This is a genomic window from Actinoplanes sp. NPDC051343, assembly GCF_044455125.1.
Lineage (GTDB): Bacteria > Actinomycetota > Actinomycetes > Mycobacteriales > Micromonosporaceae > Actinoplanes.
Genome location: NZ_JBITEL010000001.1, coordinates 147,042 through 169,817, shown reverse-complemented (window position 1 = coordinate 169,817; position 22,776 = coordinate 147,042). Strand labels below are relative to the sequence as shown.

Sequence of the window (22,776 nt, the reverse complement as noted above, 5' to 3'; positions counted from 1 at the left end):
TGGACTGTTTCCCCACCGACGAAGAAGCGCGACCGGGATCGACATCGGCGCGGAAAAAACTTTTCGTGGCCGAACGATGACGATATGTACGCGCTTGGGAAGCTCACAGTTCGCTGAGGCGGCTGGACAGGTAGCGGCGTTCGGCCTCGGTCGGTGCCAGCTCCAGGGCTTGCTCGTACGCCGCCCTGGCTTCGGCGTGTGTGCTGCCCGTCATAGCCCTCGTTGAAGTCGACCGCTGCCCGGACCCGGCCGTCGGGCACGGTCATTCCCAGACCGGGCGGATCTCGACGCCACCCGAGCGCGCACCGGGATGGCCGGCGGCGATCGCGATCGCCTCGTCCAGGTCCGCGCATTCGACGATCACCACGCCGCCGACGAAGTCCTTCGTTTCCGCGAACGGCCCATCCGACACCAGAGTCTCGCCCTCGCGAACCCGAACGGTCGTCGCGTCCACCACCGGACGCAACCGTGCGCCACCGACCAGGCCGCCGCGGCGCTCCAGGTCGGCCAGCCAGGCCCGGTGCACCGGGTCCATGGCGAGCTCCTGATTGGTCGGCGAGAACCGCTCGTCATTGCAGATCAACAACGCATACTTCATGAGGTCGATTCTGCCCGTTAGCGCGGCCCACCGTCTCCGCCCCGAGCTTGACGGGGCCGCTCGGCCCCGAACTCCTCGCGTGACTGTCCGCACGCACCACCGCGTTTTTCTTCCAGTCCCCCGTCCGGCGGTGGACCTGGCGAGTATGTGGTTCAGCGCTTCGTCGAGGGGAGTGGGGGAGGTCGAGTGCCAGGCGACGATGGCGTCCGGTCGCAGCAGTAGCGCCCCGTCGTCGGGTAGCGCCGCCGCGGTGAGCCAGGCGGGGTCGGACAACGGGACGTGCCGCAGCGCGAGTCGTCGGGCCTCGGTGCTCCATCGGTGGTCGTCCGGTCCGCTGAGCAGGGTCAGTCCGCACCCCTCGACGAGGACGAGCAGTTCGATTTAGGACTCGCCTGTCTTCTCGACGGAATTGCCGCCCGCCTACTCGCTTGACGGGCTTTCGCCCTATCAGGCCGAAGCCGTCACCCCGGCGCCGGACCGGCCGAGGAAGCCGCCACGTCGATGATCGGGTCATGATGGTGACCGCTTCCTGGCACTCGACCTGGCCGTGCTGAAGACACGCGCGGCCTGCCACTGCTCCGCTTCCCGCTCGACCGCACCGCCGACGCTCACCGAGCGGTGCAGACGGGCGCGGTCGGCAAGGTACTGGTGGACCTCACGCCCTGAAGTTCAGACAGCTACCCGTATCTACACTGGTATCGGGTGCGGACCCACTCATCGGCCAGATCCGCGCGTCGCGCCGAGTCGGGATCCGATGCACCCGCGACATCGACGTGGTGGCCGAAACCGGAGGTCCGGGGCTCCGCGGGGTCATCGGACGAACGGGCCGGCGCCGGTGAAGGCGTACTCGGCGAAGCGGGTGCCGATTCGCTGGTGGGCCTCGGGGCTGGGGTGCAGGCCGTCCGGCAACGGGAGCTCGGCGGCGTCGGCCGGGCCGTACAGCGTGGTGCCGTCAAGGTAGTGCAGGTTCTTGTCGGCCGCCCGGCGGTCGGCCAGCGAACGCAGCTCCCGGCGGACGACCTGCAGCGTCAGGCGCCCCAGCGCGACGTCCCCGGGCGTACCGGTGGCGACGAACCGCACCTGCCCGGTACCGATCGAGCCGGGGTCGATCGCGCCCGGCCCGGGAGTGTCCTCGTGGACGCCGCAGAACAGCGGCGAGATGAGGACCAGCGGGACCTCGGGGTGGCCGTCCCGGATGGTGTCGAGGAAGCCGTGCACCGCGGGGACGAAGGCGCGTAGCCGCATCGCGTCGAGGTTCACCACGTTGATGCCGAGCTTGACGCTGATGTAGTCGGCCGGGGCGTCGCGGATCACCCGGGCCAGGAACGGGTCGACGAGCGCGCTGCCGCCGAGGCCCAGGTTGCGCAGTTCGACTCCGGCCCGCCGGGCGGCGACGGCCGGCCAGATCTCGCTGGGAGCCAGCGCGTTCGAGCCGTGGCTGATCGAGCTGCCGTGGTGCACCCACAGCGGGCCGGTGGCGTCATCCGGCTCGATCGGGGCGTCGGCTCGCAGCTCGGTCAGTTCGACGGTCTCGTTGTGCGGCAGCCAGATCTCGATGCGATGGCGCCCCGGCGGCAGGCCGGAGACCGTGGTCGTGTGCGCCTCTCCGGGATGGAACGTGGTCTGGCCGGTGGTGAGGTCGACCTCGATGCGATCGCCGCCGTCCAGCGGGTCACGAACGGCGAGCCGGCCGTCGGCGTAGACGTCGATGCGGCCGCGCGGTCGTTCCGCGCCCGGGTAGGCGATCCGCGTCGGATGGGTCACCAGTTCGACCACGTTCGCCGTCGTCCGGAACACGACGCGTACGCCGGAAGGCTGGCTCTCCATGGAGAGCAACTGTCCGTCCGGGAACTGTTCTCGCACCCAGGCCGGCAACCGATGCGGCCGGAGGCCGCGAGGCGTGACCTCGACCTCGGCGACGCCGCGAACGAGTTCGGGGGAGACGTGCATCAGGACTTCCCTTCGACGGGCCAGGAACGGAACGCGATGTCGAGCGCGTCGAGCGCCCGCCGCCAGGAGACGTCGGCGGCGGGCTCGCGGTGGCCGAAGCTGCCGACGGCCTCGAGCGCCAGGAAGCCGTTGATGGCGGAGCCGAGGAGCCGGGTGGCATGCACCAGTTCGGTCTCCGGCAGCCGGTAGCCGCGGAGCATCGCCAGGGTGAGCGCGACGAGCCGACCGGCCGCATCGGAGCCGACGGTCGGGGCGGCGGCCGGGCGTTGCAGAGCCGCCCAGCGCCCGGGTGACTGCCGGGCATAGTCGCGGTGGGCCTCGGCGAGGGCGATGAGCGCCTCGCGCCCCGAGCGGCCGCCGATGGCGACGGCGATCCGGTCGGCGAGCTCACCGAGTGCCAGCTCGTGCACCCCGTCGAGGAGCGAGGACCGGTCGCGGACGTGTGAGTAGAGGCTGGCGGTCTTGACCCCGAAGTGGCGGGCCAGCGCCGACAGCGTGATCGCGTCGAACCCGTCCCGGTCCGCCAGCTCGGCCGCCGCCGCGATGACCGCCGCCGGGGTCAGGTTGGCTCGTGCCATGCCCCTAACCTACACCACGTAGCTAAAAACCTAATGGCTATAGGTTTGGTCAGAGGCCCAGGTCCGGCCGGGCGGGCGAGTTGTGGTTGCGGGCCGGTCTCGCCGCGTCGATCGAAGCCGTCGTGAAGCACTCCGCCAGCGCGGTGGCCAGGTCGGTGTTGTGCAGGAGAGCTTCGGCGGTGACGCGGGCGCGGTGTTCGCCGAAGCTCATGCCCCGATGACCGGGTCGCGGGTCGTCGGGATCCCACGCGGCGGCGACGCCGGGCGCGAGCCGGTGGGCGAACAGGGAGGTCTCCCGTCCCACCCCGGGCCGGCCGTCGACGGCGTCGGCGACCCGCGCTGCGGCGTGCCAATGCCCCGGGCCGAGATAGGTGACCATGGCATCCCGGCGCGGGAAGCCGCCCGGCACCGAGACGATCTTCGCCCGGTAGATGGCGCCGGTCCCGTTCAGCGCGGTGAGAACGTCGTGCCAGCGGGCCGGGGCCTGCGCGGCATCGTCCAGGTGCACGTAGACACGCAGGATCGGGCCGCCGCGGACGCGCCCGGTGGGAGCGTCGACCAGGTAGTGGCCGGGGGAGAGCCGCGGACGGGCCGCGGGCAGGACGATCTCGGGACCGGTGAGCATCGCCGGCGGTACGCGTACCCGAAGCCCGTCGATCAACACCACATCGTCCGCGGGGCGCGTCACCGCGACCGGCGAGGTGGAATGGGGAGTCGCCTCGGCCAGCGCCGCCTCCATCGCGGGACTCGGCGCGCGGAGTTCGCCACCGGAATTCCCCGCGTGCAGCCGCTGGTAGAGCTCGTGCCCGAGCTGCTCGACCATTCGCCGGGCCGAAGGCGCCGTCAGCTCCGTGCCGCCCAGACGGGCCTGCCGTCCGTCCGGCGCGACCCAGACGTCGGCGAGCGCCTCCACCAGCTTGGCGATCGGTGCGTTCACGCCAGACCCACCGTGGCGGCGAAACGGTCCGGGGCGGCCAGGGCCTGACGGCCGACGCCCATGGCCGCGCGTAACGGGGCCGCGAGCCGTGCACTGCGAGCAGCGCCGGCGGCAGCCCGATCGAGCAGGTGCCAGCCCGCAAACGCGGTGGCCCGGGCGGCGAGACCCGGGTCGGGAGGGCGCACCGAGGTGTACGCCCGCCAGAAGCTCGCCACGATCGGCCGGCGTTCGGCCAGGCGCCGCGTCGCCGTACCGATGATCTCGGCCTCGGTGGTGTCGCTGTCCGCTGCCGGGCCGACGGCCGCGGTGCCGTCGAACTCGGTAACCAGGCCGGCGATCGACCGGAACAGCCATTCGCCGGCGAAGCTGCCGACGTCGCGGGCCGGGTCGGCCCGCCGGAACTCCTCGCCGTCGGTCAGCAGCAGCCGGCCGTCGGACCACAGGAACTGGTCGAGGCGCAGATCGCAGTGCGCCGGCACAAGCGGCGCCCGTGCGGAATCGGCGAGCAGCCGGGTCACCGACACGGCGATCGCCGGATCGGACTGAACAAGCCGCCAGAACGTCGCTTCCGCGTTGCTCAGCTCCACATAGGTGGCGAGCGGCAATGCGTCCAGCAGGCCGGGATCGGGCAGTAGAGGCCGGGAGGTGTCCGGCGCGACCTCGGGCGGCGACGAATGCAACCGCGCCACGATCTCCCCGGCGACCGCCGCCGGTGCCGGGCCGAACTCGTCGGCCTGCGCCAGGTCCGCGCCGGAAATCACGTCCGCGACCAGGTCGCTGACCAGCACCAGGTGCTTCTCACAGGCGCCGAGAAGGCGGGGCGACGGCAACCCGGCGGAGTGCATTGCCTCGGCGAACGCTACCGAGCGGCGCAGCCGCCGCCGTACGTCGCCGGGACGGCCATGAAGATGCTTGGCGAACACGGGCCGTCCGTGCGACGTACTTCCGGCCCAGTTGTGGTTTCGTCCCGCCGGTTGCGATCCGTCGCCGACCGGTACGCCGAGGCCGAGCTCGACGAGGCAGGCCGCCACCTCCGGGTGGGCCGGCGATCCGGCGAATTCGGTGGTGGGGGCGGTCATCGCGGTCTCCCGGTGGGTGCCGGCGCGCCGGACGGCGAGCCGCTGTCCGGCGCGCCTCGGCGTCAGGCCTCGTCGACGTCCGTGACGAAGGTGGTGGTGGTGAGCACGGTGGTGGTCGGCGAGTCGGTTTCCACCTGCTCGGCCGCGACGAGTTCCTCGGCCGTCGTGAACTCGGTGAGTCCCGACATCAGCTCGGTAGCGTTGGTCTCCATGAGATCATCCTTTCGATTTCCCGGTCGCGCCGGTCGTACAGGCCAGGTTGGACGTGACCTGGAGGGACCGGACCGGCCGGAGGCTACGATGTCCATCAATGGCAGGCGCGATACTAACACTCCAAAATAGACTTGGTAGGCACGAAACGGACCGGGCGGGTAGGCGACCGCGCCGGCCGGCAGCAATGACGTGATCACCCGTTCGCCCCGAGGATCCGCCGCATCGGGACGGGCGTGCCGCCCCGGCGTCCCCACTCCCGGGGATAGCCCAGCGAGACTTCCTCGAACCGAACGCCGTCGTACTCGGTGCTCCGCGGTATGTGCAGGTGACCGTATACCGCGGCCACGGCCCGATACCGTACGTGCCAGTCGGCCGTCTGCACCGTGCCGCACCACTGTGCGAACTCCGGGTACCACAGCACGTCGGTCGGCTGGCGGACCAGCGGCCAATGACTGGCCAGCACCGTCGGCAGTGCCGGGTCGAGGCGATCCAGGCGTTGCCGCGTCCACCGGACGCGCTCCGCGCACCAGGCCTGGCGACTGGGGAACGGGTCGGGATGCAGCAGGTGCTCATCGGTGCAGACCACGCCGACCTCGTACGCCCGGCGCAACGACGCCTCGACAGTGTCGGCGCCGGGCACGCGGAACGTGTAGTCGTACAGTTGGAAAATCGGCACGACCGCGACCGGGCCCCGCGGGCCCGGCCAGATCGGGTATTCGTCCTCCGGCGTGAGCACGCCCAATCCACGGCACATTTCGACCAACGCCTGATAGCGCTCGAGGCCTCGCAGAACCACAGGATCGGCCGGATGGGTCCACAGCTCGTGATTGCCCGGCGCCCAGATCACCTGCCGGAACCGGGCCGCGAGCTTGCCCAGGGTGGACTCGATGTCGGCGAACCGCTCGCCGACGTCACCGGCGACGATGAGCCAGTCGTCGGGCGAGGACGGGCGGAGGCGATCGACGACGGCTTGGTTCTCCTCGTACGCGACGTGCAGGTCGCTGACGGCAAGCAGGGAGCCGGTCGCCGCATCGGGGGTCATGACCAAACCCTATGGCCGCGGCGAGCACTCCGGCGGCGAGCACGCCGAGGTCGACCTCGGCGCCGCCGCCGGCCACGCCCCGAGTCGACAGCAGAAGGTCCGACGCTACGGTTGACGTTATACATCGGCGACCGTACTGTTGCCGCCGTGCAAGAGCCCACTTATCTCATCCTTGCCGTGCTCGCGGCTGAACCGCTGCACGGATACGGGATCGTCCGGTCCGTCTCCCAGCTCTCCGAAGGCGAGGTGAACCTCCGGCCCGGAACCCTCTACGGCGCGCTCGATCGGCTCGACCAGCAGGGGCTGATCGCCGTCGACCGGGAGGAGGCCGTCGACGGCCGGCTGCGCCGCTACTACCGGCTCAGCGACAGCGGCGCCGCCGCCCTCGCCGAGCAGGCCGAGCGGCTGCGCCGCCGCGCCGATGCCGGGGTCCGGCAGCTTGCTCTCCGGCCGAATGCCGCCGGAGGTGCCGCATGACCACTCGCGACGGTCGCTGGGCCGTGGTGGCCGCTTATCCGGCTCGAATCCGCCGCAAGCACGGCGCCGAACTCGTCGACACCCTGATGGAGATGGCCGGTCCGGGCCGTCGTCCCACCCGAGGCGAAAAGGTCCTGCTCGTGATCGATGGTCTCCGCGAGCGGTTCCGGCCCCCGGTCCGTCGCCCGCTCGCCCTGGCGGCTGCGATCCTCGCACTGCTCGTCGGCGGCGCTCTGGGCGCCGCGTGCGGGTCGTGGCTGGGAACCTTCGGCTACGGCGCCCTGCCGGACGGCGACGCGCTCGCCAAGCGGGTCCTGTCGAGCACGGCCGGCGGCTCCACCTCCGACTTCTACCTGAACGCCGGAGAAGGGCTTGCTGCCGGGACCGACGTCCGGGCGGCCGTCGAGTCGGCTCGACAGAAGCTGGCCGCCGAGGGATGGCGCACCGGCCCGATCAAGACCGGCGACGGATCGGACGGCGTCCTGGCCAACGTGCACTTCGCCGCCGAGACCAGAGACGCCCACCTCGACGTCTACGCGTATCCCGACGCGGACGGCGATCCGTACATCGACATCGCCGGCTGGCCGCAGCGCCCGCACGCCTATCTGCCCCTGACAATCATCGGTGCGGTGCTCGGCCTGCTCGCCGGCTGGCTGACCGGTGTCGCGCTGGCCCACCGGATCCGAGCGGCGAGGCGGCCGGTCATGAGCAGGTTGCTCTCGGTGCTGGGGCTCATCCTGGTGATCCCGTCGGCCGCGGGCTTCGTCGCCTCGCTCGTGCGGTACCTGACCATCGCCGATCCGCTGGGCACCGGCGAACTGGTGCATACCCACGGTTTCGCCTTCGGACCCACGATCGACCTGCTACGTGCGATCGACATGGGCGAGGGCCGGCTGCTCACCCCGAGCGACTTTCAGCAGCTGCCGATCTGGGGCTTCGGTCTGATCGCCATCGCCGCGATCGCTGCCCGCCGTACCCGTGAGGACCACGAAGCCGTGGCCCCCGCGTCGGCCGACGGCCGGTAGGGCGGGCGGTTACCGGAGGCGCGGGCTCCCGCTCATGCCGGTGAGCTCGACTCCATCTTGTTTTATATTGACCGGCATCTATTGCTGACGAGGGTCAATATATTAACCTCCATGAATGTCCACAGGACGTAGGGACCGGAGGTTGGGGATGCGCGGGAATCGTTTCACCGAAGCTGTCTGGGCGCTGTTCCGAGTCGTGGTCGGACTGCTGTTCGCTCTGCACGGGGCGTCGACGGTCTTCGGCGTCTTCGGCGGCAACCGCGGCAGCGGGCACGCGGCGCCGGTCGGCGGTTGGCCGGGGTGGTACGCCGGTGTGATCGAGCTCGTGTGCGGTCTCTTGGTGCTGGTCGGACTGCTGACGGTGCCGGCCGCGATTCTCGCTTCCGGTTCCATGGCGTACGCGTACTTCACCGTGCATCAGCCGCACGGGTTGCTGCCGCTGGAGAACGGGGGAGACGCGCCGGTCCTGTTCTGCTGGGCGTTCCTGGCGATCGCGGTGGTCGGTGCCGGACCGTGGTCGGTCGACGGCATGCGCCGCCCGCGGGCAGAGGCGACGACACTCGAGACCGCGGACGTCTGAGCCGCGTAGAGGCAGCCGACGTCCCAACGGGCGGCGCGCATGAGCGCCAGGCGGGCTGCGTTTCGTCGGCGGTCATCGCGAAGTCCGGAATGGCGATGGCGCCGACGTCGCCGAGCGGCTGGAACTGAACGCTGGTGAAAATGTCCAGTTCCGGCCGTACCCGGGGTGGGCGAACACCTTGGGACCGGTTTGATACGGGCGAATGACGTTAACTTCGCGGAAACGCCACCCGAGTCATACTAGTTCTGGATTTCCTACGACTTGTAGGATCCCCCGGACGACAAACTGGTCGCGCTCAAGGAGGCACTCGTGGATACATCGATCGACACGCAGCAGACCGTTACCCGCAGCACCGCGAAAACCACGCTGTTCAGTGCGCTGACCGGCCTGGCCGCCCTGGCCGTGTTGTTGCAAGGCTTGTGGGCCGGCATCTTCCTGGAGCACGACGGGCAGCGAGACGACGCCAGCGGCTGGATCGACGTGCACGCCCGCGGCGGCGAGGTAGCCCTGGTGCTGGCAGTCGTCGCGACCGCCGTTGCGCTGTGGCGCCACCGGGCCCGCCGGGACCTGTGGATCGGCAGCCTCGCGCTGGTCGTCCTGCTCGTGCTCGAGTCCTACCTCGGCGGTCTGATCCGCGACGACGGCAAGGACACACTGACGGCCGTTCATGTGCCGCTGGCCATGGCGATCATGGCCGTGTCGGTGTGGTTGCCCTTGCGGGCGCGAGCGGGGCGCTGACCGCCGCGGGCGGGAGCACGATCTGCAGACCGCGTTCCTGGCTGCCCGGCCGTGACGCATCGCGGTGAAGCGCACGCCGGCGGGATGTCCGGGCGGCTGAACTGCTGGTGCCGGACGTCGCCGAGCACGAGGCGTACCTGTGCGGCCCGCCGCCCTGATGGGTCTATCGACGCGTTCCGGGGTCTTGTCCGGCTGACCGGTTCCCGGCGGGGATGGCGTTGTCGACGAGGACGGCTGCGATGGCGGCGGCGGTGGCGAGGGCCTCGGTGTTGAGGACTCGGCTGCGGGCCGAGGCGCCGTCCAGCAGCAACGCCAGCTGTTCACCGAGCTGTTCGGGGTCGGTGGCGCCGGCCTCGCGGGCGGCATCGGTTAGCCGCGTGGCAAAAGCCTTCTTGTAGTCGCGGGCGAGGACGCGTGCCGGGTGGCCCGGGTCCGGGATCTCGACGGCCGCCGCGATGAACGGGCACAGGGGCGCGTGGATGTCGAAGACGGCGAGGAGTCGTTCCCGCGGTGTGAGGTCGGTGCGATCGAACACTTCGGGCAGGACGTCCGGATCGAATCGGCGCAGGCATTCGGCGACCAGCTCGTCCTTGCCGGCGAAGTGCTGGTAAAGCGTGCGCTTGGACACCTCGGCCACCGCGCAGAGCTGGTCCATGCCGGTGCAGTTGATGCCCTGATCGCGGAACAGCTGTTGCGAAGCTCCCAGGATGCGCTCTCGTGCGCCCCTGCCACGGCGCAGGCCCTGCGGCCCCTTCTCCAACTCCGTCACACGCCGAGCATAGCCCAGCGGGTACCGCTCGGTGTACATAGCTTGCGTCCCCAGCGATCGGCCGATACGCTACGCAAACAGGTCGGTGTACATAACATCGGCGCGGCAGTCGATCGGAGTGCTCATGGGAAAGCTCGATGGCAAGGTCGCAGTGATCACTGGCGCGACAAGTGGGATGGCGCTGGCCGGTGCCAAGTTGTTCGTTGACGAGGGAGCCCACGTATTCATCACCGGCCGGCGGAAGGACGCGCTGGACGACGCCGTCAAGCTGATCGGCCGGAACGCGACCGGCGTGCAGGCCGATTCGGCCGACCTCGACGACCTGGACCGTTTGTTCGAGACGGTCAAGCAGGAAGAGGGCGCCATCGACGTGTTGTGGACAAGTGCCGGCACGGGCGAGCAGGGCCGGCTCGGCGAGATTACCGCGGAGCACTTCGACGCCGCCTTCTCGCTGAACGCGCGCGGCACGCTGTTTACCGTCCAGAAGGCGCTGCCGCTGTTCAACGATGGCGGCTCGATCTTCATGACCGGGTCGAACGCTTCGCTCAGGGGCTACCCCGATTGGAGTGTGTACGCAGCGAGCAAGGCAGTGCTGCCCGCCTACGCACGGGTCTGGGTGTCCGAGCTGAGGGACCGGAAGATCCGGGTGAACGTGCTGACCCCCGGCCAGGTCGCCACGCCGCTCATGGAGGAGGTCATGGACGAGGAGACGAAGGCGCAGTTCGAATCCGTGATCCCGCGGAGAAAAATGGGCCGCCCGGAGGAGATCGCGTCGGCCGCGTTGTTCCTCGCCTCGGACGACTCGAGCTACGTCAACGGCATGGAGCTGGTTGTCGACGGCGGCACCACGGTGATCTGAGCGGGTCGCTGCCGTCCTTCCGGCACCCCGCCCGGCCCCCACGACGAACTGATCCATACCCAACAAAGGAGCACACGTCATGACAGCCATCAGCATCATCGGCTCGGGCAACATGGCCGCCGCCATCGGCACCCGGGCGGCGAAACATGGCCACACCATCGAGCTGATGAGCCGCAACACCGCCAAGGCTCAGGCGCTCGCCGACCAGATCGGCAACGGAGCCACCGTCGGCACGTTCGGCGCAGCGCCGGTGGGTGACATCGTCATCGTGGCCGTCCTGTACGCCGGCGCGGTTGAAGTGGTCGCGCACTTCGGCGATGCGCTGGCCGGCAAGATACTCGTCGACATCACCAACCCGTTCAACGCCGACGTCAGCGGACTCGTGACCACCGCGGGCAACTCGGTCGCCCAGCAAATCGCCGCCGCCGCCCCCGAGGGCACACAGGTCGTGAAGGCATTCAACTCGATCTTCCGCGGCGTCCTTGCTCAAGACAGGCCCGTGGACGTGTTCTTCGCCGGCGACAGCGCCGAGGCGAAGGCACACTTCGCGGCGTTTGTGGAGAGCTTGGACATGCGGCCCCTCGACGCGGGAGGGCTCGAGATGGCCTCCGTCCTTGAATGGGCCGGCATCCTCCTGGTGGGCCTGGCACGCAACGGCGCCGGCTTCGACGTCGCCTTGGGCGCCGAAGTCCTCTGATTTGCGGCGTCCTCGCTGGGCGGCGGGTCTACCGGCGTGGCTACACTCCGCGAGCATGGTTGAGTTCTTGGATGACGTCGAGCGAGCCAACCTCAGCGACCTGCTCGAGGAGCTCGGCCCCCGGGCGCCGACGCTCCTTGCGCCGTGGACGGCCCGCGATATCGCCGCACACCTGGTTCTTCGCGAGCGTGACTCCGTCGCCGGGCCAGGGCTGGTCCTGCCCGGGGCGTGGGGCCGCTTGGCCGAACGGCGTCGACGTGCGCTCGCGCTCACCGACTTCGCCGGGCTCACGGCGACCCTCCGATCGGGACCACCGCCGGGATTCTTCCGCATCGGATGGGTACGAAGGATTCCCAACCTCAACGAGTTCTTCGTCCACCAGGAGGACATCCGCCGGGCCAACGGCCTTGGTCCCCGAGTCAACGATCCGCCTATGGACGAGGCCCTCTGGCGTAACGTCAAAGCCGCGCGCTGGTTCCTCAGCCGCCGACTACGCGGCGCAGGACTCGAACTTCAGTGGGCAGGGACCGCTGACCGCGTTCGAGCGCGGCGAGGGCAACCCGTCGCCCGCATCGCCGGACCGCCCGGTGAGTTGCTGCTCTACCTGTTCGGCCGGCGGCGCGCGGCTCAGGTCGAGGTCAGCGGAACCGATGCCGCGCTCCAAGCCGTGCACCACGCCCGATTCGGCATGTAACCAGAATCCTCCGCGCTCGCCCCAGCCCGGGCCTGACCGCCTCGCCGTGCCGACCGGTGCGTGAGTCAGGTCTCCTCGAGGTGCCGCATCAGCACCAGGCTGCGCAGCGCCGCACGTACCCGCCGTGCCCGGTCCGTGGCGCCCGGTAGTGCAGCTTCGGTGCCCTGCTCGGCGCCTCGAGCTGATCAACACAGTCACGACCGAGCGCCCAACTGTCCGTGGAATTGGGTCGAGCCCAATACCCGCCGACTGAGTGATCACCTGGCACGAGGCACGCGCCCACCGGCCGAACTCGGTTTGATCGAGCGACCTCGGCAGGACAAACGGACGGGCGCCGGGCGTACATCGGCCAGGGCGGTGGCGGACGTACCGAAAGTTACGATCCGGATCCCCCACGAGGTACGAGGAGGGCGACTTTCTGCGGGCTCATCAGGATAACTTCGAGGGTTGGGTCGGTAGTTTGATCGTCTATCTGTCCAGGCGGGCGTGGTCGGACGAGGACGGCGGTCGACTGGGTTTCCACGGAGCGAACGGAGTGTCATACGCTCGCCCCGCTCACAACTCGGCCTGCATCATTCCCATCAGTGACCGGAACTACCACTGGGTTGAGCCGGTTATGTCAGCCGCTCATTCCCGGCTGAGTCTCAACCTCCATCTCTGTCGATCCTGAGGTTAACGAATGCTCGGGCTTATACGCCGGAACGCACAGTTCCGGCTGTTCTGGATCGGCCAGACGGCGAGCATGCTCGGCAATTACGCCCTGCCAGTGGCGCTGGCCCTGTTCGCGGCACTGCACTTCAGGAGTGTGAGTGCGGTCGGTCTCGTGTTGGCCGCTCGGGCACTGGGCTCGGTGATCATGCTCCTGATCGGCGGCGCGCTGGCCGACATGTGGGATCGCAGGAAGCTGATGATCGTGTCGGATGTCGCCCGGCTGCTGCTGGTGGCTGTCCTCGCGACTTCTCCCGGCAGCCTGAGTCTGACTGTGCTCGTCTGCCTGCTGCTGGGGTGCGGCGAGGGACTCTTCTATCCGGCGTACAACGCCTTCACCGTGGAGCTGGTTCCTCCGGAGGACCGCCAGTCCGCCAACTCGCTCAACTCGATCGGCGTGCAGACCGCGGCGGTCGCGGCCCCCGCGCTCGCGGCGGTCGTGGTGGCCTGGTCGGGCACCACACTGCTGTTCGTCGTTGACGCGCTGACCTTCGCGGTGTCGCTGGTGACACTCGTAGCCGTTCGTCGCGCGGTGGAGCCCCGTCCTGCGGGTGAGGGCGCCGGCCTGCGCGCTCTGGGCGCCTCGATAATCGGGGGTTTCCAAGAGATCAGGAAGCGCAGATGGATCGGTTTCATGATCGGACAGGATGCGGTCAACACCGGGTTCGCATACGGGCCGGTCGCCGTCTTGCTGCCCCTTCTGCTGCTCGAGCGCGGGCATGGGCCCGCGGTGTTCGCCGCGATCGCCGCCTTCTCCGCGGCGGGCAGCATAGTCGGTGGCTTCCTGGGCTCACTGGTGAAGACGCGCTCGCCGGGCATCTGGGCCTGCGTGCTCGCCTCGCTGTTCGCGGCGTACACCTTTGCCATCGCACTCGGGGCCCCGCCGGGCTGGTTGATGGCGCTCGCGGCGATCTCCTCGATGGGCTCGGAGCTCGGCCTCGTGCTGTGGTACACCAGTCTGCAGCGTGACGTGCCCGAGTCGATGCTGTCACGCATCAATTCCGTCGACTGGACCGGCAGCATGTCGTTGCGGCCCATCGGGCAGGCCGCGACCGGCCCGGTTGCGGCGCTGGTCGGGTCATCGCCCCTGCTGCTCGGCGCCGGCGTCGTCGTCGCGGTGACCACCTTGCTGCCATTGCTCAGCGCCGATGTACGCGCGTTCCGCACCAGCAGCACGAAGGTCGAGGCCCAGCTGTGATCCCTGTTGAGCCGAGAAGTGAGAACTTCCGGCGCATTGCGGAGGCGTACCGCCTGCTCGCACAGAGCCGCGCGAAGGGCCTGACCTTCGTATCGGACTGGAACGGGTCGCACGGATACATCGACCAGTTCGTCGGCCGCCTCGCCTCAGCCCCGCTGACTGAACTCGGCGCGCTGTGCGACTACGCGTTCCCCCAGGAAGACGCGGAGCTCCACCAGCGGATCAACCGGTTTCACATCGCAACCGACGGCAAGAGCCTGCGCCGTGGCGCAAGACCTCTATCACGGGACCGCATCGCTTACCGATCACCTGTTTGCACGAGCGGCAATCGATGCGCTGACGGTGGCCGCCCACACTCCGATGTTGAAAGAGGCCGAGTTCGCCTTCCAACAGCTCGCTCGGAGCCCTCGCGTCGCTGACGTGGTAGTCCCTACAGGTGGCTACTTCGCGTTCGTGCGGCCCACGTTCGATATCGGTGAGCTGGCGGCAATGGGCCCGGAGCACTTCGACATGTCCGGCTTCGACGGCTGGGTACGGGTCAATCTGATGAACCCGCAGGCACGCCGAGTCTTTGAGTTCAAACCTCAGGTGGTGGGCACGCCGCGTCCGATGCCTGGCCGGGAGGAGAATGTTCCGGAGCCTCGATAGGTGCAGCGTCGAGCGCGGCGTCGGTATGGCTCGGATCTGGCATGCGCCTGCCGGTCACCGCGGCGCCGAGAAGCTCGAGAGGGGTATGCCCGTCTCAATGTTGCGGTGCGCTCCTCACCGACCGTCCACATTGGGCAGGGCCGCGTCGACCCAAGTCCCCGCGTAGATTCACGCGTTCCGGGATGCCCCGGGAACGGGCCCATCCACCGCGGCCGCGTCGCGGATGAGCATGTTGCGGTGCAGCGTCCGCAGCCGCGGGCCAGGCTCGACGCCGAGCTGCTCGGCCAGGACGTCGCGGCACGCGCCGTACGCCTGCAGGGCCTCGGCGTGCCGGCCGGCGCGGCGTAACGCCTGGATCAGCTGCTCCCAGAACACTTCGTGCAGCGGATGCTCGGCGACGAGCCCGCGCAGCTCGGCGAGCACCTGCTGCGGCCGCGGGCCGGCCAGGTCGTGGGCGATGCGCTGGCACAGCAGGTCGAGCCGGCGCTCGCACAGCGCAGGGACCAGGTCGCGGCGCAGCGCGTCGGACGGCACGTCGTGCAGCGGCGGCCCGTGCCACAGGGCTAACGCCCGGCGCAGCAGCTCGTACCGCGCACCCGGGTCCCGGGCGGCCTCGGCGCACGCGGCCGTGTCGGAGAACCGGCGGATGTCCAGATCGGCGGGCGCGATCCGCAGCTGGTAGGCGCCGGCCAGGCAGACGATCAGCGATTCGCCGCATCCGCGGTCGAGGAGCCGGCGCAGCCGCTTCACATCGCCGCGGACGGTGACCGCCGCGGACGGCGGCGGGTCGTCGTCCCACACCCGGCCGATGATGTCGTCGACCGGCACGGGGCGGCCCTCCCGCACTGCGAGCGTGGCGAACAGCGCCCGCAGCTTCCCCCGCGGCAGCGTCACCGGCGTCCCGTCCCGGCGGATCTCCAGCGGACCCAGCAGCGAAATGTCCAACCGTGTCACAAAGGGCACCGTACGCGCGACCGCACCGTCGGTCATGACCCCCGTGCGGGGACCACGAGCCGTCACCCGACACCGCGCTGAAGGCGCTGCCACGGCGGTGCCACGCCGGTGCCACCTTCCGGTGACAGCGTCCGGACGTGTCGTCACCGACGGCGCCGTACCCATCGGCGAGACATCGAAAGGAGGATTGCCATGACCACGACGACCATCGCCGGCCGGCTCGCGTCGGACGGCCTGCGCCAGCACCTGTACGCGCAGCCGGCCACGGTCACCGAGGCGTGCCAAGGCATGTACTTCAGCTGCTTCAGCTCGTACGAGTGCTGCGCCGGCCTCTGGTGCAGCTGGGGCTTCATCTGCGAGCGGGCCGGCTGAGCTGCCGGTCCCCGCATGCCGTGACCACGTCCGGGCGGTCATCGCCCGGGACTGCCGAACGAGAGGAGGTTGTCATGACCACTACGTCCATCGCCGGACAGCTCGCCACGGACGGCCTGCGCCAGCACCTGTACGCGCAGCCCACGACCGTCGCCGAGGCCTGCAAGGTTCCCGGTGAATGGTGCTTCAGCTCCGGCGAGTGCTGCAGCGGCTGGTGCGCGTGGACGTTCCACTGCGCCCTGAAGTGACCCCCGCCGGTCCGGGCCCTGTGCCCGGACCGGCATCCCGTCCGCGACGCGAGGAGAAGTTCCATGAACGCCGTACGCGATGCCTGCCGTTTCGTCGAGTCCCTGCACGACCACGACGGCGGCTACCGCATCGACGCGTGGCCGCCGGTACGCCGGCGCCCGTGGTGGCGGCGCGACGCCGCGGCCGCCGTGCCGTGGCTGCGCCTGGGACAACGCCGCGCGGCCGGCTTCCTGAACCCGGTCGACGATGCCGTGTTCCTGGTCGCCGGGCTGCGCGGGCTGGGCTTCCCGGCCACGTTCCACCTGGGCCGGGAGATCGTGCCGGCGGCGTCCGCGCCTGGGTTCTTCGCGTGGGCCGAGCACGACGGGCACGTGCTGAGCACGTCGCTGCCGGTCCACGAAACCTATCTCGAGGTGTACCGAACGGAGCCACGATGACCGTCTTCCGCGCCCGCCTCGTGGCCGGCACGGTGCAATGCACCGAGCCCGACCACCCGCTGATCCGGCTCGACCCGCCCGGCACGTTCGTCCTCACCGCCGAACACCCGGCCGAGCAGGCCGTCTACTACCGCGTCGACCACGACGCCGTGCACTGGGCCGATGACCCGACCGAGCTGGCCGCTTCGGCCCCGCCCGACGCCGGGGTGCTGCTCGCGCTGATCCACGGCACCGTCCCCGACCCCGCCGCGTCCTCGGTGCCGGGGGTGCAGCGGCTCGCCGCGGGCACCGTTGTGCGCCTCGACCGCGACGGGGTGACCGTCACCCGGCACTCGCCGGTGCCGGCCGAGGCCGGCCTCCCGTTGGGGATCGCCACCGGCCGCGCCGTGCCGGGCGACGCGGCCGTGGCGTACAGCGGCGGTCTGTCCTCGGCGTACGTGGCGATCTGCGCGCTGGACGCGGGCCTGCGGCCGCCACTGGTACACGCCGACTTCGGCGCCGGCGGTACCCCGCCGCCTCGGATCCCCGGCCTGTCGCTCGTGCGGGTGCCCACCGACCCGGCCGACCTGGTCGACCGGCACCAGATCACCGGCGCCGAACCGTTGCCGCCCACGCCCGACGCCGAGGCGGCGCGCCGACTGATCGCGCACCTGCGGACCGCGGTGGGCGGCCCGCTGGTCGCCGGGTCGTTCCTCGAGGACCTCGTGTCGGTCCGGCTGCCCGAGGTACCCAAGGGTCACCGCGACTGGCGGCTGCTGACCTGCGAGCCGTTCCACGCGTCCGGCCGGCTGCGACGGCTCGCCGAGGCCCGCGCGCTGATCGACCGCGGCGGCGCCCCGCCCGCCGGACCTCCGCCGCAAGGCCCCCACAAGGAACCGGCCCCCGCTGCCGCGGGTGAACGCCCGCACGATCCGCCTGGGGCACCGCCTGGGGTTTCCGAGCCCGACGCCGGGTTCCTGCCCGGGCTCACCGAAGCCGGCCGGGAGGCGTGCGCGTCCGCGCAGCGCGGCATGCTCGCGCTCTGGAAATCGCGTCTCGATCTGGTCGGCCCGGCACTGGGGCGTCTGGAGGGCGGCCTCGCCGAGCGGGGCGGCGGCGGTGCCGTGCTGCCCGCGCTCGACCCGGCGGTGGTGGCGGCCGCCGCGGCGTTGCCGGCCGGGAGGATCGGCCGGATCCGGCGCGGCGTGCTGGAGAACCACCTGCCGCTGCAGCGCGCGGTCGCCGAGCACGGGGTCACCGGATTGCGCCGACGGCCGCCCGGGCAGTGGCTGCGCCTGGTCGCGGCCGACTATCTGCACCGCGAGCGCCGCAAGCTCGCCGACGACCTGCGCCGCGACTGCGCACTGGCCGACCTGGGCGTATTCGACCCGCACGCGGTGGCGGATCTGCTGGACGACGGCCGGCAGCTGGCCGCGCGGGCGCTGCCGCTGCTGCGGCTGGTCTGGACCGAGCAGTGGCTGCGGAGCCGGTCGTGACCGCCCGGCTGGCGCCGTGGGTGACGTTCACCCGCCTGCCGTACGCCGGCGGCGCCGTCCTGGTCGACGGCAGCACGCTCACTGCCGCCGAGTGCACCGAGACCGACGCGGAGTTCCTGACCGCGCTGCTCGCCGGGTCGCGCCCCCGGCCCCGACCCGCCCAGCGCGTCCTGGTCGCGGACCTGGTTTCGCGCGCCTGGCTCATCGATGTGGAGGAACAGTGATGATGATCGTGGCCACCGATGTGCTGCTGGGCGCGCTGGCCGGCCCGCTGCTGCTGGCGGGCGTGGTGAAGCTGCGCTCCGACCCGCGCAGCCTGGGCTGGCCGGTACGGCGCGGCGTGCTGGCCGCCCCGGCCGGGCCGCGCCTGGTCGGCGGCGGCGAGCTGGCGGTGGCCGCCGTGCTGGTGGCGGCTCCCGGCCCGCTGGCGGCCGGGGCGGGGGTGCTCGCGTACGCGGCGCTCACGATCGCGGCCCGCGCCCTGTACGGCCGGCGGTGCGCGTGCTTCGGCACCAGCCGGCTCGCGGCGGTGAGCCGCACGCACGTGGCGCTGAACGCGCTCGGTGCCGCGGCCGCCGCCGGCACGTTCCTGCTGCCCGGCGGTCCGTCCGGTGCGCCGCCACTGCGGGCCGCCGCGGCCGCCGCCGCCCTCGCCGTGACGGCCGCGGCTATGCGCCGGGGAACGCCGGCCGCCGACCCGCCCGCCGCCGCGTGTTCCGAGCGGGTCACCGAGGTGCGGCTTTTCACCTCGCCCGGCTGCCCGTCGTGCCGGTCGCTGAAGTCGCTGGTAGACGCGATGGAACCGGCGCGCCGCGAGCGGGTCGTGACCACCGAGCTGGGGTCGGGCGAGGCACCCCCGCCGCCGCTGACCGCCGGAACGGCCGTGCCCGCGGCGTACGCGGTGGGCGTGACCGGGCTGCCGGTGTGCGCCCCGGCGGTGGGCATCGGCGCGGTGAAGGCCCTCATCGACACCATCACCGTCGGGTCGCGGGTGCGCGATGCCGGCTGACCTGTCGGTGCCCGAGGTCGCCTGGCGCGACGACGGCCCGCGTCCCGGCGTGTGGGCGGACCTGACCGCCGCGCGCCACCCGTCGCTGCGCGACCGCAACCCGGCCGCCGTTGCGTGGCGCGATCTGCTGGTCGATCCGGCGCTGGGCGGCCTGGTGCCCGGTCGCTCCGGGCCGCGGTGCGTCGAGGTGGCCGGGTGGCGGCTGCCGCTGACCGGGATACTGGCCACTCCGCTGGCCTGGCATCCCCGGCTGCCGCTGGTGGCCGGGCTGCTGGTCCGCGGCCGGCACGCGCACCCGTGGGTGGCCGACCTGCACGCGCGTACGGCCGCAAGCCTGACGCACGTCCGGGCCGCCACCTCCCTCACTGACCGCGGCGGCGCACCGCTGGCCTGGTGCGCCGGCCGCAGGCTGGCGCTGCTGACACCCGCCGGCGGCGACACTCCCTCGGCGGGTTCCGCGAAGACCGGCCCTGCGCCGGCCGACTTCGCGCCGGTCGTGCTGGAGGCGACCGGGCCCGGCCGGCTGGAGTTCGAGCCGGACGCCGCGGCGCTGCGCCGGCACGCCGCGGCCCGGGTGAGCACGTTGGACCTACTGGCCGGCGCGCCGGTTTCGCACACGGACCCGCTGCTCGTGCACGACCTGCGTGCCTGCGACGGCGGACTGCTGGTCGAGCACGCCGCCCCGCAGCGGGGTCCCGAGGACCGCACGGAGACCCGCCTGCCGATAGCCGCCGAGCCGGTGACCCGCAGGCTCGCCTCGCGTCCCTCCGGCCCGGACCGCCTCCCCGCCCCGGACGACGGCGTCCCGGCGGTTCTCTGGCTGCATGCGGAGCCGCCGGTGTCGCTGACCGCCGCCGGCGTCCCGGTGCACACGCTCGACCTGGATCCGCCCTGGCCCGGCGACGCCGGCGCGGCGCTGCTGCACGACCGGATCGTCACGCCCGTCGAGGCGGCGCTGCGACGCCTGCCGCCGGGCACGCTGATAGGCGGGCACAGCTTCGGCGCCACCCTCGCCCTGTACGCGCTCGCGCACCTGGCGCAACCGGCCGCCGCGATCGTGCACAGCGGCTGCTACAACCGCACCCTGACGCCGTCGGGCTTCCAGCGGGAGAAGCGCCGCTATTGGGACGCACCCGATGTCTACCAGGCGTTGAGCGCGTTCCACTTCGCCGACCGCCTCGACCGGCCGGTGCTGCTGGCGCACGGCACCGACGACCTCAACCCGGCCACCACACCCGAGCAGGCCGTCGCCTTCTATCGGGCGCTGGTCGCCGCGGGCGGCCACGCGCGCCTGGTGCTGCTGCCCGGCGAAGGACACACCTTTCACCACCGCGAGTCGCTGGCCTGCCTGGCCGCCGAGCATCGCGCCTGGGCCATCCGATGGGGATCACGATGACGCGTTCGCTGCTGTTCACCGTACGCCAGTGCTGGTACGCCGACCGCCGCGGCCTGATCGACGTCGTCGTCCTGCAGCTTGCCGTCGCCGGCGGCATGGCCGGAGCGTTGCTGCTGCTGCGCGGCCTGCTGACCAGCCTGTTGAGTGGCTCGTCGGCGGGCGGGCCGGGTCTGGGCGGGTCGGCGGGCGTTGGCCGGCTGGTCGCCGGGATGGCCGTGCTCGTGGCACTGGGTGCCGCGGCCGGCGCGCTGCAGCTCGTCGCCGCCGCCCGTCAGCGCGTGCTCGGCATCCGCCTCGACCGGCACCTCATCGCGGCGGTCCTCGAGCGCAGCGGCCGCGCCGGCCTGGCCGACTTCGAGGACCCGGCGTTCCACGACCGGCTGCAGCGGGCGGTGCGCGCCTCCCGGCAGGAGCCGGCCATGGTGGTAGCGCTGCTCACCGCGCTGCTGCAAGCCGCGCTCATGGTGGCCGCGGTCGCCGGCATCTTCGTCGTCATGGTGTGGTGGCTGCTGCCGCTGACGCTGCTCAGCGCCCTGCCGGCGGCCAAGGCGGCACGCGACGAACGTACCGCCCGGTACGGCCTGCACGTGGCGCTGGCCGAGAATCGGCGGCGGCGCGAGTACTACGAGCGGGTGCTCTCCGGCCGCGACGATGCCAAGGAGGTTCGCGCGCTGGGTCTGGCGGGGCGGCTGCGCCGGCGCTGGGACGCCGAGTACGGCGCGGAGGTCGCCGAGACCGTGGCGGTCACTCGCACCCACCTGCGGCTGCGGCTCAAGGCCCGGCTGGTCGGCGACGCGGTCATCGGGCTCGTCGTCGGCGGGGTCTGGTGGCTGGTGGCCGCGCACGCGGTGACCGCGTCCACGGCCGCGACGGGGCTGGCCGCGCTGTGGCTGCTGTCCGGACAGCTCAAGGCGGCCGTCACGATGGCCGGCAGCCTCGGCGAGAGCGTGCTGTACATGGCCGACCTGCGCGGCTTCCTGGACGTTCCGCCCACGCCGGGAGACCCCGAACCGGCTGTCACGGCCGACTTCGCGGGGCTGCGCGCCGCGCACCTGTCGTTCACCTATCCGGGTGAGTCCGCGCCGGTCCTGCACGACGTGTCACTCACCCTGGCCCCTGGCGAGATCGTCGCCCTGGTCGGCGCGAACGGCTCCGGCAAGACGACGCTGGCGAAGGTCCTCGCTGGACTGTACGCACCCGGCGGCGGCACCCTTCTGCACGGCGGCGAGCCGGTCGGCGACGGCGCCGAGCTGCGGCGGCGCACGGCGGTGGTGTTCCAGGACTACGCCCGCTACAAGCTCACGGCCCGCGACAACATCGCATTCGGCCGGCCCGGCGAGCCGGCCGACGAGCGTCGCGTCGAGACCGCGGCGCGGCGGGCCGGCGCGTACGAGCTGATCCGGCGGCTGCCCGGCGGCTACGACACCGTGCTCGGCCGCGAGTTCACCGGCGGCACCGACCTGTCCGGCGGGCAGTGGCAGCGTCTGGCGCTGGCCCGGGCGTTCTACCGCGACGCGCCGTTCGTGATCCTCGACGAGCCGACGGCCTCCCTGGACCCGCAGGCCGAGGCCGACCTGTACGCCCGGATCCGGGAGCTGTTCGCCGGCCGCACGGTTCTGCTCATCACCCACCGCTTCGGTAGCGTGCGCCACTGCGACCGCATCTACGTGCTGGCCGGCGGGCGCGTCGCCGAACAGGGCGACCACGCCTCGCTGATGGACGCGGACGCCGCGTACGCCCGGCTGTTCCGCCTGCAGGCGGCGCCCTACCAAGCGATCGACCATTCCGGATAGACGCACGACCGCCTGTGGTGGCCGCCCGGCTCGTCCGTCCCCGATGTCTTCGCGAACGTCGCCGGCCGCCTGCTCGGCGGAGCGCAACGTGAGCCTCCGCGGCCGCGGCCTCGGCGGCGTACACAAATATGAACCGATCCACGTTGGCTCTGCCGGATCATCCGATACACCGAGGCGACGAGACTCGGAAGGCTGAGCGTCAGCTTCTCCGCACCGCGGCCGAGCACGCCGATGCAGCGGCCGGCTTCAACGCAGCCTTTCAAAGGATTCGGCTGGATGTGCGTGTCCGGCACGCGTCCCA

At 71.4% G+C, this 22,776-nt stretch carries 26 protein-coding genes and 2 pseudogenes; 18 read left to right on the top strand and 10 right to left on the bottom strand.

What is annotated here, in order from left to right:
* Window positions 1–262: 262 nt before the first annotated feature.
* From ACIA5C_RS00710 to ACIA5C_RS00675, 8 genes and pseudogenes are all read right to left on the bottom strand, one after another.
* Entirely contained in the window at window positions 263–598 is a 336-nt protein-coding gene (locus ACIA5C_RS00710; RefSeq protein ID WP_396049812.1) for a YciI family protein, read from the bottom strand.
* A 147-nt stretch (window positions 599–745) separates the two neighbouring features.
* Window positions 746–973: pseudogene (locus tag ACIA5C_RS00705) on the bottom strand (hypothetical protein); the annotation flags it as partial.
* Between the two features lie 435 nt (window positions 974–1,408).
* Window positions 1,409–2,548: a GDSL-type esterase/lipase family protein gene (locus ACIA5C_RS00700; protein ID WP_396049810.1), complete on the bottom strand. Its 1,140-nt coding sequence runs from the start codon at window positions 2,546–2,548 to the stop codon at window positions 1,409–1,411.
* Window positions 2,548–3,126, bottom strand: coding sequence for a TetR-like C-terminal domain-containing protein (locus ACIA5C_RS00695; RefSeq protein WP_396049809.1), 579 nt, complete (start codon window positions 3,124–3,126; stop codon window positions 2,548–2,550). The genes ACIA5C_RS00700 and ACIA5C_RS00695 overlap by 1 nt, the downstream gene beginning before the upstream one ends.
* A 49-nt stretch (window positions 3,127–3,175) precedes the next feature.
* Window positions 3,176–4,063 carry a T3SS effector HopA1 family protein gene (locus tag ACIA5C_RS00690; RefSeq protein WP_396049808.1) on the bottom strand — a complete coding sequence of 296 codons (888 nt, stop codon included), beginning with the start codon at window positions 4,061–4,063 and terminating at the stop codon, window positions 3,176–3,178.
* The gene (gene lxmK, locus ACIA5C_RS00685; RefSeq protein ID WP_396049807.1) at window positions 4,060–5,142 is read right to left on the bottom strand and encodes a class V lanthionine synthetase subunit LxmK; all 1,083 of its coding nucleotides are present in this window, start codon (window positions 5,140–5,142) and stop codon (window positions 4,060–4,062) included. The genes ACIA5C_RS00690 and lxmK overlap by 4 nt, the downstream gene beginning before the upstream one ends.
* Window positions 5,143–5,204: 62 nt before the next feature.
* Entirely contained in the window at window positions 5,205–5,354 is a 150-nt protein-coding gene (locus ACIA5C_RS00680) for a hypothetical protein (RefSeq protein ID WP_396049805.1), read from the bottom strand.
* Window positions 5,355–5,548: 194 nt separating this feature from the next.
* Entirely contained in the window at window positions 5,549–6,397 is an 849-nt protein-coding gene (locus tag ACIA5C_RS00675; RefSeq protein ID WP_396049804.1) for a metallophosphoesterase family protein, read from the bottom strand.
* 147 nt (window positions 6,398–6,544) lie between these two features.
* Between ACIA5C_RS00675 and ACIA5C_RS00670 the strand changes: the two genes are divergently transcribed.
* From ACIA5C_RS00670 to ACIA5C_RS00655, 4 genes are all read left to right on the top strand, one after another.
* The gene (locus ACIA5C_RS00670; protein ID WP_396049802.1) at window positions 6,545–6,874 is read left to right on the top strand and encodes a PadR family transcriptional regulator; all 330 of its coding nucleotides are present in this window, start codon (window positions 6,545–6,547) and stop codon (window positions 6,872–6,874) included.
* Window positions 6,871–7,899, top strand: coding sequence for a hypothetical protein (locus tag ACIA5C_RS00665; RefSeq protein WP_396049800.1), 1,029 nt, complete (start codon window positions 6,871–6,873; stop codon window positions 7,897–7,899). Before ACIA5C_RS00670 ends, ACIA5C_RS00665 begins: the two co-directional genes overlap by 4 nt.
* A gap of 148 nt (window positions 7,900–8,047) precedes the next feature.
* Window positions 8,048–8,479 carry a DoxX family protein gene (locus ACIA5C_RS00660; protein WP_396049798.1) on the top strand — a complete coding sequence of 144 codons (432 nt, stop codon included), beginning with the start codon at window positions 8,048–8,050 and terminating at the stop codon, window positions 8,477–8,479.
* Window positions 8,480–8,788: 309 nt separating this feature from the next.
* Window positions 8,789–9,217, top strand: a complete 429-nt coding sequence (locus ACIA5C_RS00655) for a hypothetical protein (protein WP_396049796.1) — start codon at window positions 8,789–8,791, stop codon at window positions 9,215–9,217.
* Window positions 9,218–9,380: 163 nt separating this feature from the next.
* Here the strand turns inward: ACIA5C_RS00655 and ACIA5C_RS00650 are convergent, their stop codons facing one another.
* Window positions 9,381–9,986: a TetR/AcrR family transcriptional regulator gene (locus ACIA5C_RS00650; protein WP_396049795.1), complete on the bottom strand. Its 606-nt coding sequence runs from the start codon at window positions 9,984–9,986 to the stop codon at window positions 9,381–9,383.
* A gap of 124 nt (window positions 9,987–10,110) precedes the next feature.
* Here ACIA5C_RS00650 and ACIA5C_RS00645 point away from each other — a divergent pair, with 124 nt between their 5' ends.
* From ACIA5C_RS00645 to ACIA5C_RS00620, 6 genes and pseudogenes are all read left to right on the top strand, one after another.
* Window positions 10,111–10,845: an SDR family NAD(P)-dependent oxidoreductase gene (locus ACIA5C_RS00645; protein ID WP_396051983.1), complete on the top strand. Its 735-nt coding sequence runs from the start codon at window positions 10,111–10,113 to the stop codon at window positions 10,843–10,845.
* A gap of 79 nt (window positions 10,846–10,924) precedes the next feature.
* Entirely contained in the window at window positions 10,925–11,542 is a 618-nt protein-coding gene (locus ACIA5C_RS00640) for an NADPH-dependent F420 reductase (RefSeq protein WP_396049794.1), read from the top strand.
* 55 nt (window positions 11,543–11,597) lie between these two features.
* Complete coding sequence (locus ACIA5C_RS00635; RefSeq protein WP_396049793.1) at window positions 11,598–12,236, top strand: TIGR03085 family metal-binding protein; 639 nt, start codon at window positions 11,598–11,600, stop codon at window positions 12,234–12,236.
* Between the two features lie 406 nt (window positions 12,237–12,642).
* Window positions 12,643–12,906, top strand: a pseudogene (locus tag ACIA5C_RS00630) (2OG-Fe(II) oxygenase); the annotation flags it as partial.
* A 9-nt stretch (window positions 12,907–12,915) separates the two neighbouring features.
* Window positions 12,916–14,142 carry an MFS transporter gene (locus tag ACIA5C_RS00625; protein ID WP_396049792.1) on the top strand — a complete coding sequence of 409 codons (1,227 nt, stop codon included), beginning with the start codon at window positions 12,916–12,918 and terminating at the stop codon, window positions 14,140–14,142.
* A gap of 264 nt (window positions 14,143–14,406) precedes the next feature.
* The gene (locus ACIA5C_RS00620) at window positions 14,407–14,790 is read left to right on the top strand and encodes a hypothetical protein (protein ID WP_396049790.1); all 384 of its coding nucleotides are present in this window, start codon (window positions 14,407–14,409) and stop codon (window positions 14,788–14,790) included.
* Window positions 14,791–14,958: 168 nt separating this feature from the next.
* On the opposite strand, the gene ACIA5C_RS00615 is transcribed toward ACIA5C_RS00620, so the two are convergent.
* Window positions 14,959–15,744, bottom strand: a complete 786-nt coding sequence (locus ACIA5C_RS00615; protein ID WP_396049788.1) for a BTAD domain-containing putative transcriptional regulator — start codon at window positions 15,742–15,744, stop codon at window positions 14,959–14,961.
* A gap of 192 nt (window positions 15,745–15,936) precedes the next feature.
* Here ACIA5C_RS00615 and ACIA5C_RS00610 point away from each other — a divergent pair, with 192 nt between their 5' ends.
* The 8 genes from ACIA5C_RS00610 to ACIA5C_RS00575 all read left to right on the top strand — a co-directional run bounded on the left by ACIA5C_RS00610 (window position 15,937) and on the right by ACIA5C_RS00575 (window position 22,475).
* A complete protein-coding gene (locus ACIA5C_RS00610) occupies window positions 15,937–16,116 on the top strand; it encodes a hypothetical protein (RefSeq protein ID WP_396049786.1) in 180 nt (59 codons plus the stop codon).
* Between the two features lie 74 nt (window positions 16,117–16,190).
* Window positions 16,191–16,364, top strand: a complete 174-nt coding sequence (locus ACIA5C_RS00605) for a hypothetical protein (protein ID WP_396049785.1) — start codon at window positions 16,191–16,193, stop codon at window positions 16,362–16,364.
* A 63-nt stretch (window positions 16,365–16,427) separates the two neighbouring features.
* Window positions 16,428–16,802, top strand: a complete 375-nt coding sequence (locus ACIA5C_RS00600) for a hypothetical protein (RefSeq protein WP_396049783.1) — start codon at window positions 16,428–16,430, stop codon at window positions 16,800–16,802.
* Window positions 16,799–18,277, top strand: a complete 1,479-nt coding sequence (locus ACIA5C_RS00595; protein WP_396049782.1) for a hypothetical protein — start codon at window positions 16,799–16,801, stop codon at window positions 18,275–18,277. Before ACIA5C_RS00600 ends, ACIA5C_RS00595 begins: the two co-directional genes overlap by 4 nt.
* Complete coding sequence (adfB, locus tag ACIA5C_RS00590; protein WP_396049780.1) at window positions 18,274–18,501, top strand: actinodefensin-associated protein B; 228 nt, start codon at window positions 18,274–18,276, stop codon at window positions 18,499–18,501. Before ACIA5C_RS00595 ends, adfB begins: the two co-directional genes overlap by 4 nt.
* The gene (locus ACIA5C_RS00585; RefSeq protein ID WP_396049778.1) at window positions 18,501–19,286 is read left to right on the top strand and encodes a hypothetical protein; all 786 of its coding nucleotides are present in this window, start codon (window positions 18,501–18,503) and stop codon (window positions 19,284–19,286) included. Before adfB ends, ACIA5C_RS00585 begins: the two co-directional genes overlap by 1 nt.
* Complete coding sequence (locus tag ACIA5C_RS00580; protein WP_396049776.1) at window positions 19,276–20,682, top strand: alpha/beta hydrolase family protein; 1,407 nt, start codon at window positions 19,276–19,278, stop codon at window positions 20,680–20,682. Before ACIA5C_RS00585 ends, ACIA5C_RS00580 begins: the two co-directional genes overlap by 11 nt.
* On the top strand, window positions 20,679–22,475 hold the full coding sequence (locus ACIA5C_RS00575) for an ABC transporter ATP-binding protein (RefSeq protein ID WP_396049774.1): 1,797 nt from the start codon (window positions 20,679–20,681) through the stop codon (window positions 22,473–22,475). The genes ACIA5C_RS00580 and ACIA5C_RS00575 overlap by 4 nt, the downstream gene beginning before the upstream one ends.
* The last annotated feature ends 301 nt before the right edge of the window (window positions 22,476–22,776 follow it).

What these genes read in the sequence shown, in the direction of transcription:
- ACIA5C_RS00575 (WP_396049774.1), top strand. Translation starts at nt 20,679, where the DNA reads ATGACGCGTTCGCTGCTGTTCACCGTACGCCAGTGCTGGTACGCCGAC.
- ACIA5C_RS00710 (WP_396049812.1), bottom strand. Translation starts at nt 598, where the DNA reads ATGAAGTATGCGTTGTTGATCTGCAATGACGAGCGGTTCTCGCCGACC.
- ACIA5C_RS00605 (WP_396049785.1), top strand. Translation starts at nt 16,191, where the DNA reads ATGACCACTACGTCCATCGCCGGACAGCTCGCCACGGACGGCCTGCGC.
- ACIA5C_RS00585 (WP_396049778.1), top strand. Translation starts at nt 18,501, where the DNA reads ATGATGATCGTGGCCACCGATGTGCTGCTGGGCGCGCTGGCCGGCCCG.
- ACIA5C_RS00645 (WP_396051983.1), top strand. Translation starts at nt 10,111, where the DNA reads ATGGGAAAGCTCGATGGCAAGGTCGCAGTGATCACTGGCGCGACAAGT.
- ACIA5C_RS00595 (WP_396049782.1), top strand. Translation starts at nt 16,799, where the DNA reads ATGACCGTCTTCCGCGCCCGCCTCGTGGCCGGCACGGTGCAATGCACC.
- lxmK (WP_396049807.1), bottom strand. Translation starts at nt 5,142, where the DNA reads ATGACCGCCCCCACCACCGAATTCGCCGGATCGCCGGCCCACCCGGAG.
- ACIA5C_RS00660 (WP_396049798.1), top strand. Translation starts at nt 8,048, where the DNA reads ATGCGCGGGAATCGTTTCACCGAAGCTGTCTGGGCGCTGTTCCGAGTC.
- ACIA5C_RS00610 (WP_396049786.1), top strand. Translation starts at nt 15,937, where the DNA reads ATGACCACGACGACCATCGCCGGCCGGCTCGCGTCGGACGGCCTGCGC.
- ACIA5C_RS00665 (WP_396049800.1), top strand. Translation starts at nt 6,871, where the DNA reads ATGACCACTCGCGACGGTCGCTGGGCCGTGGTGGCCGCTTATCCGGCT.
- ACIA5C_RS00600 (WP_396049783.1), top strand. Translation starts at nt 16,428, where the DNA reads ATGAACGCCGTACGCGATGCCTGCCGTTTCGTCGAGTCCCTGCACGAC.
- ACIA5C_RS00640 (WP_396049794.1), top strand. Translation starts at nt 10,925, where the DNA reads ATGACAGCCATCAGCATCATCGGCTCGGGCAACATGGCCGCCGCCATC.
- ACIA5C_RS00635 (WP_396049793.1), top strand. Translation starts at nt 11,598, where the DNA reads ATGGTTGAGTTCTTGGATGACGTCGAGCGAGCCAACCTCAGCGACCTG.
- ACIA5C_RS00680 (WP_396049805.1), bottom strand. Translation starts at nt 5,354, where the DNA reads ATGGAGACCAACGCTACCGAGCTGATGTCGGGACTCACCGAGTTCACG.
- ACIA5C_RS00580 (WP_396049776.1), top strand. Translation starts at nt 19,276, where the DNA reads ATGCCGGCTGACCTGTCGGTGCCCGAGGTCGCCTGGCGCGACGACGGC.
- ACIA5C_RS00675 (WP_396049804.1), bottom strand. Translation starts at nt 6,397, where the DNA reads ATGACCCCCGATGCGGCGACCGGCTCCCTGCTTGCCGTCAGCGACCTG.
- ACIA5C_RS00695 (WP_396049809.1), bottom strand. Translation starts at nt 3,126, where the DNA reads ATGGCACGAGCCAACCTGACCCCGGCGGCGGTCATCGCGGCGGCGGCC.
- ACIA5C_RS00700 (WP_396049810.1), bottom strand. Translation starts at nt 2,548, where the DNA reads ATGCACGTCTCCCCCGAACTCGTTCGCGGCGTCGCCGAGGTCGAGGTC.
- ACIA5C_RS00625 (WP_396049792.1), top strand. Translation starts at nt 12,916, where the DNA reads ATGCTCGGGCTTATACGCCGGAACGCACAGTTCCGGCTGTTCTGGATC.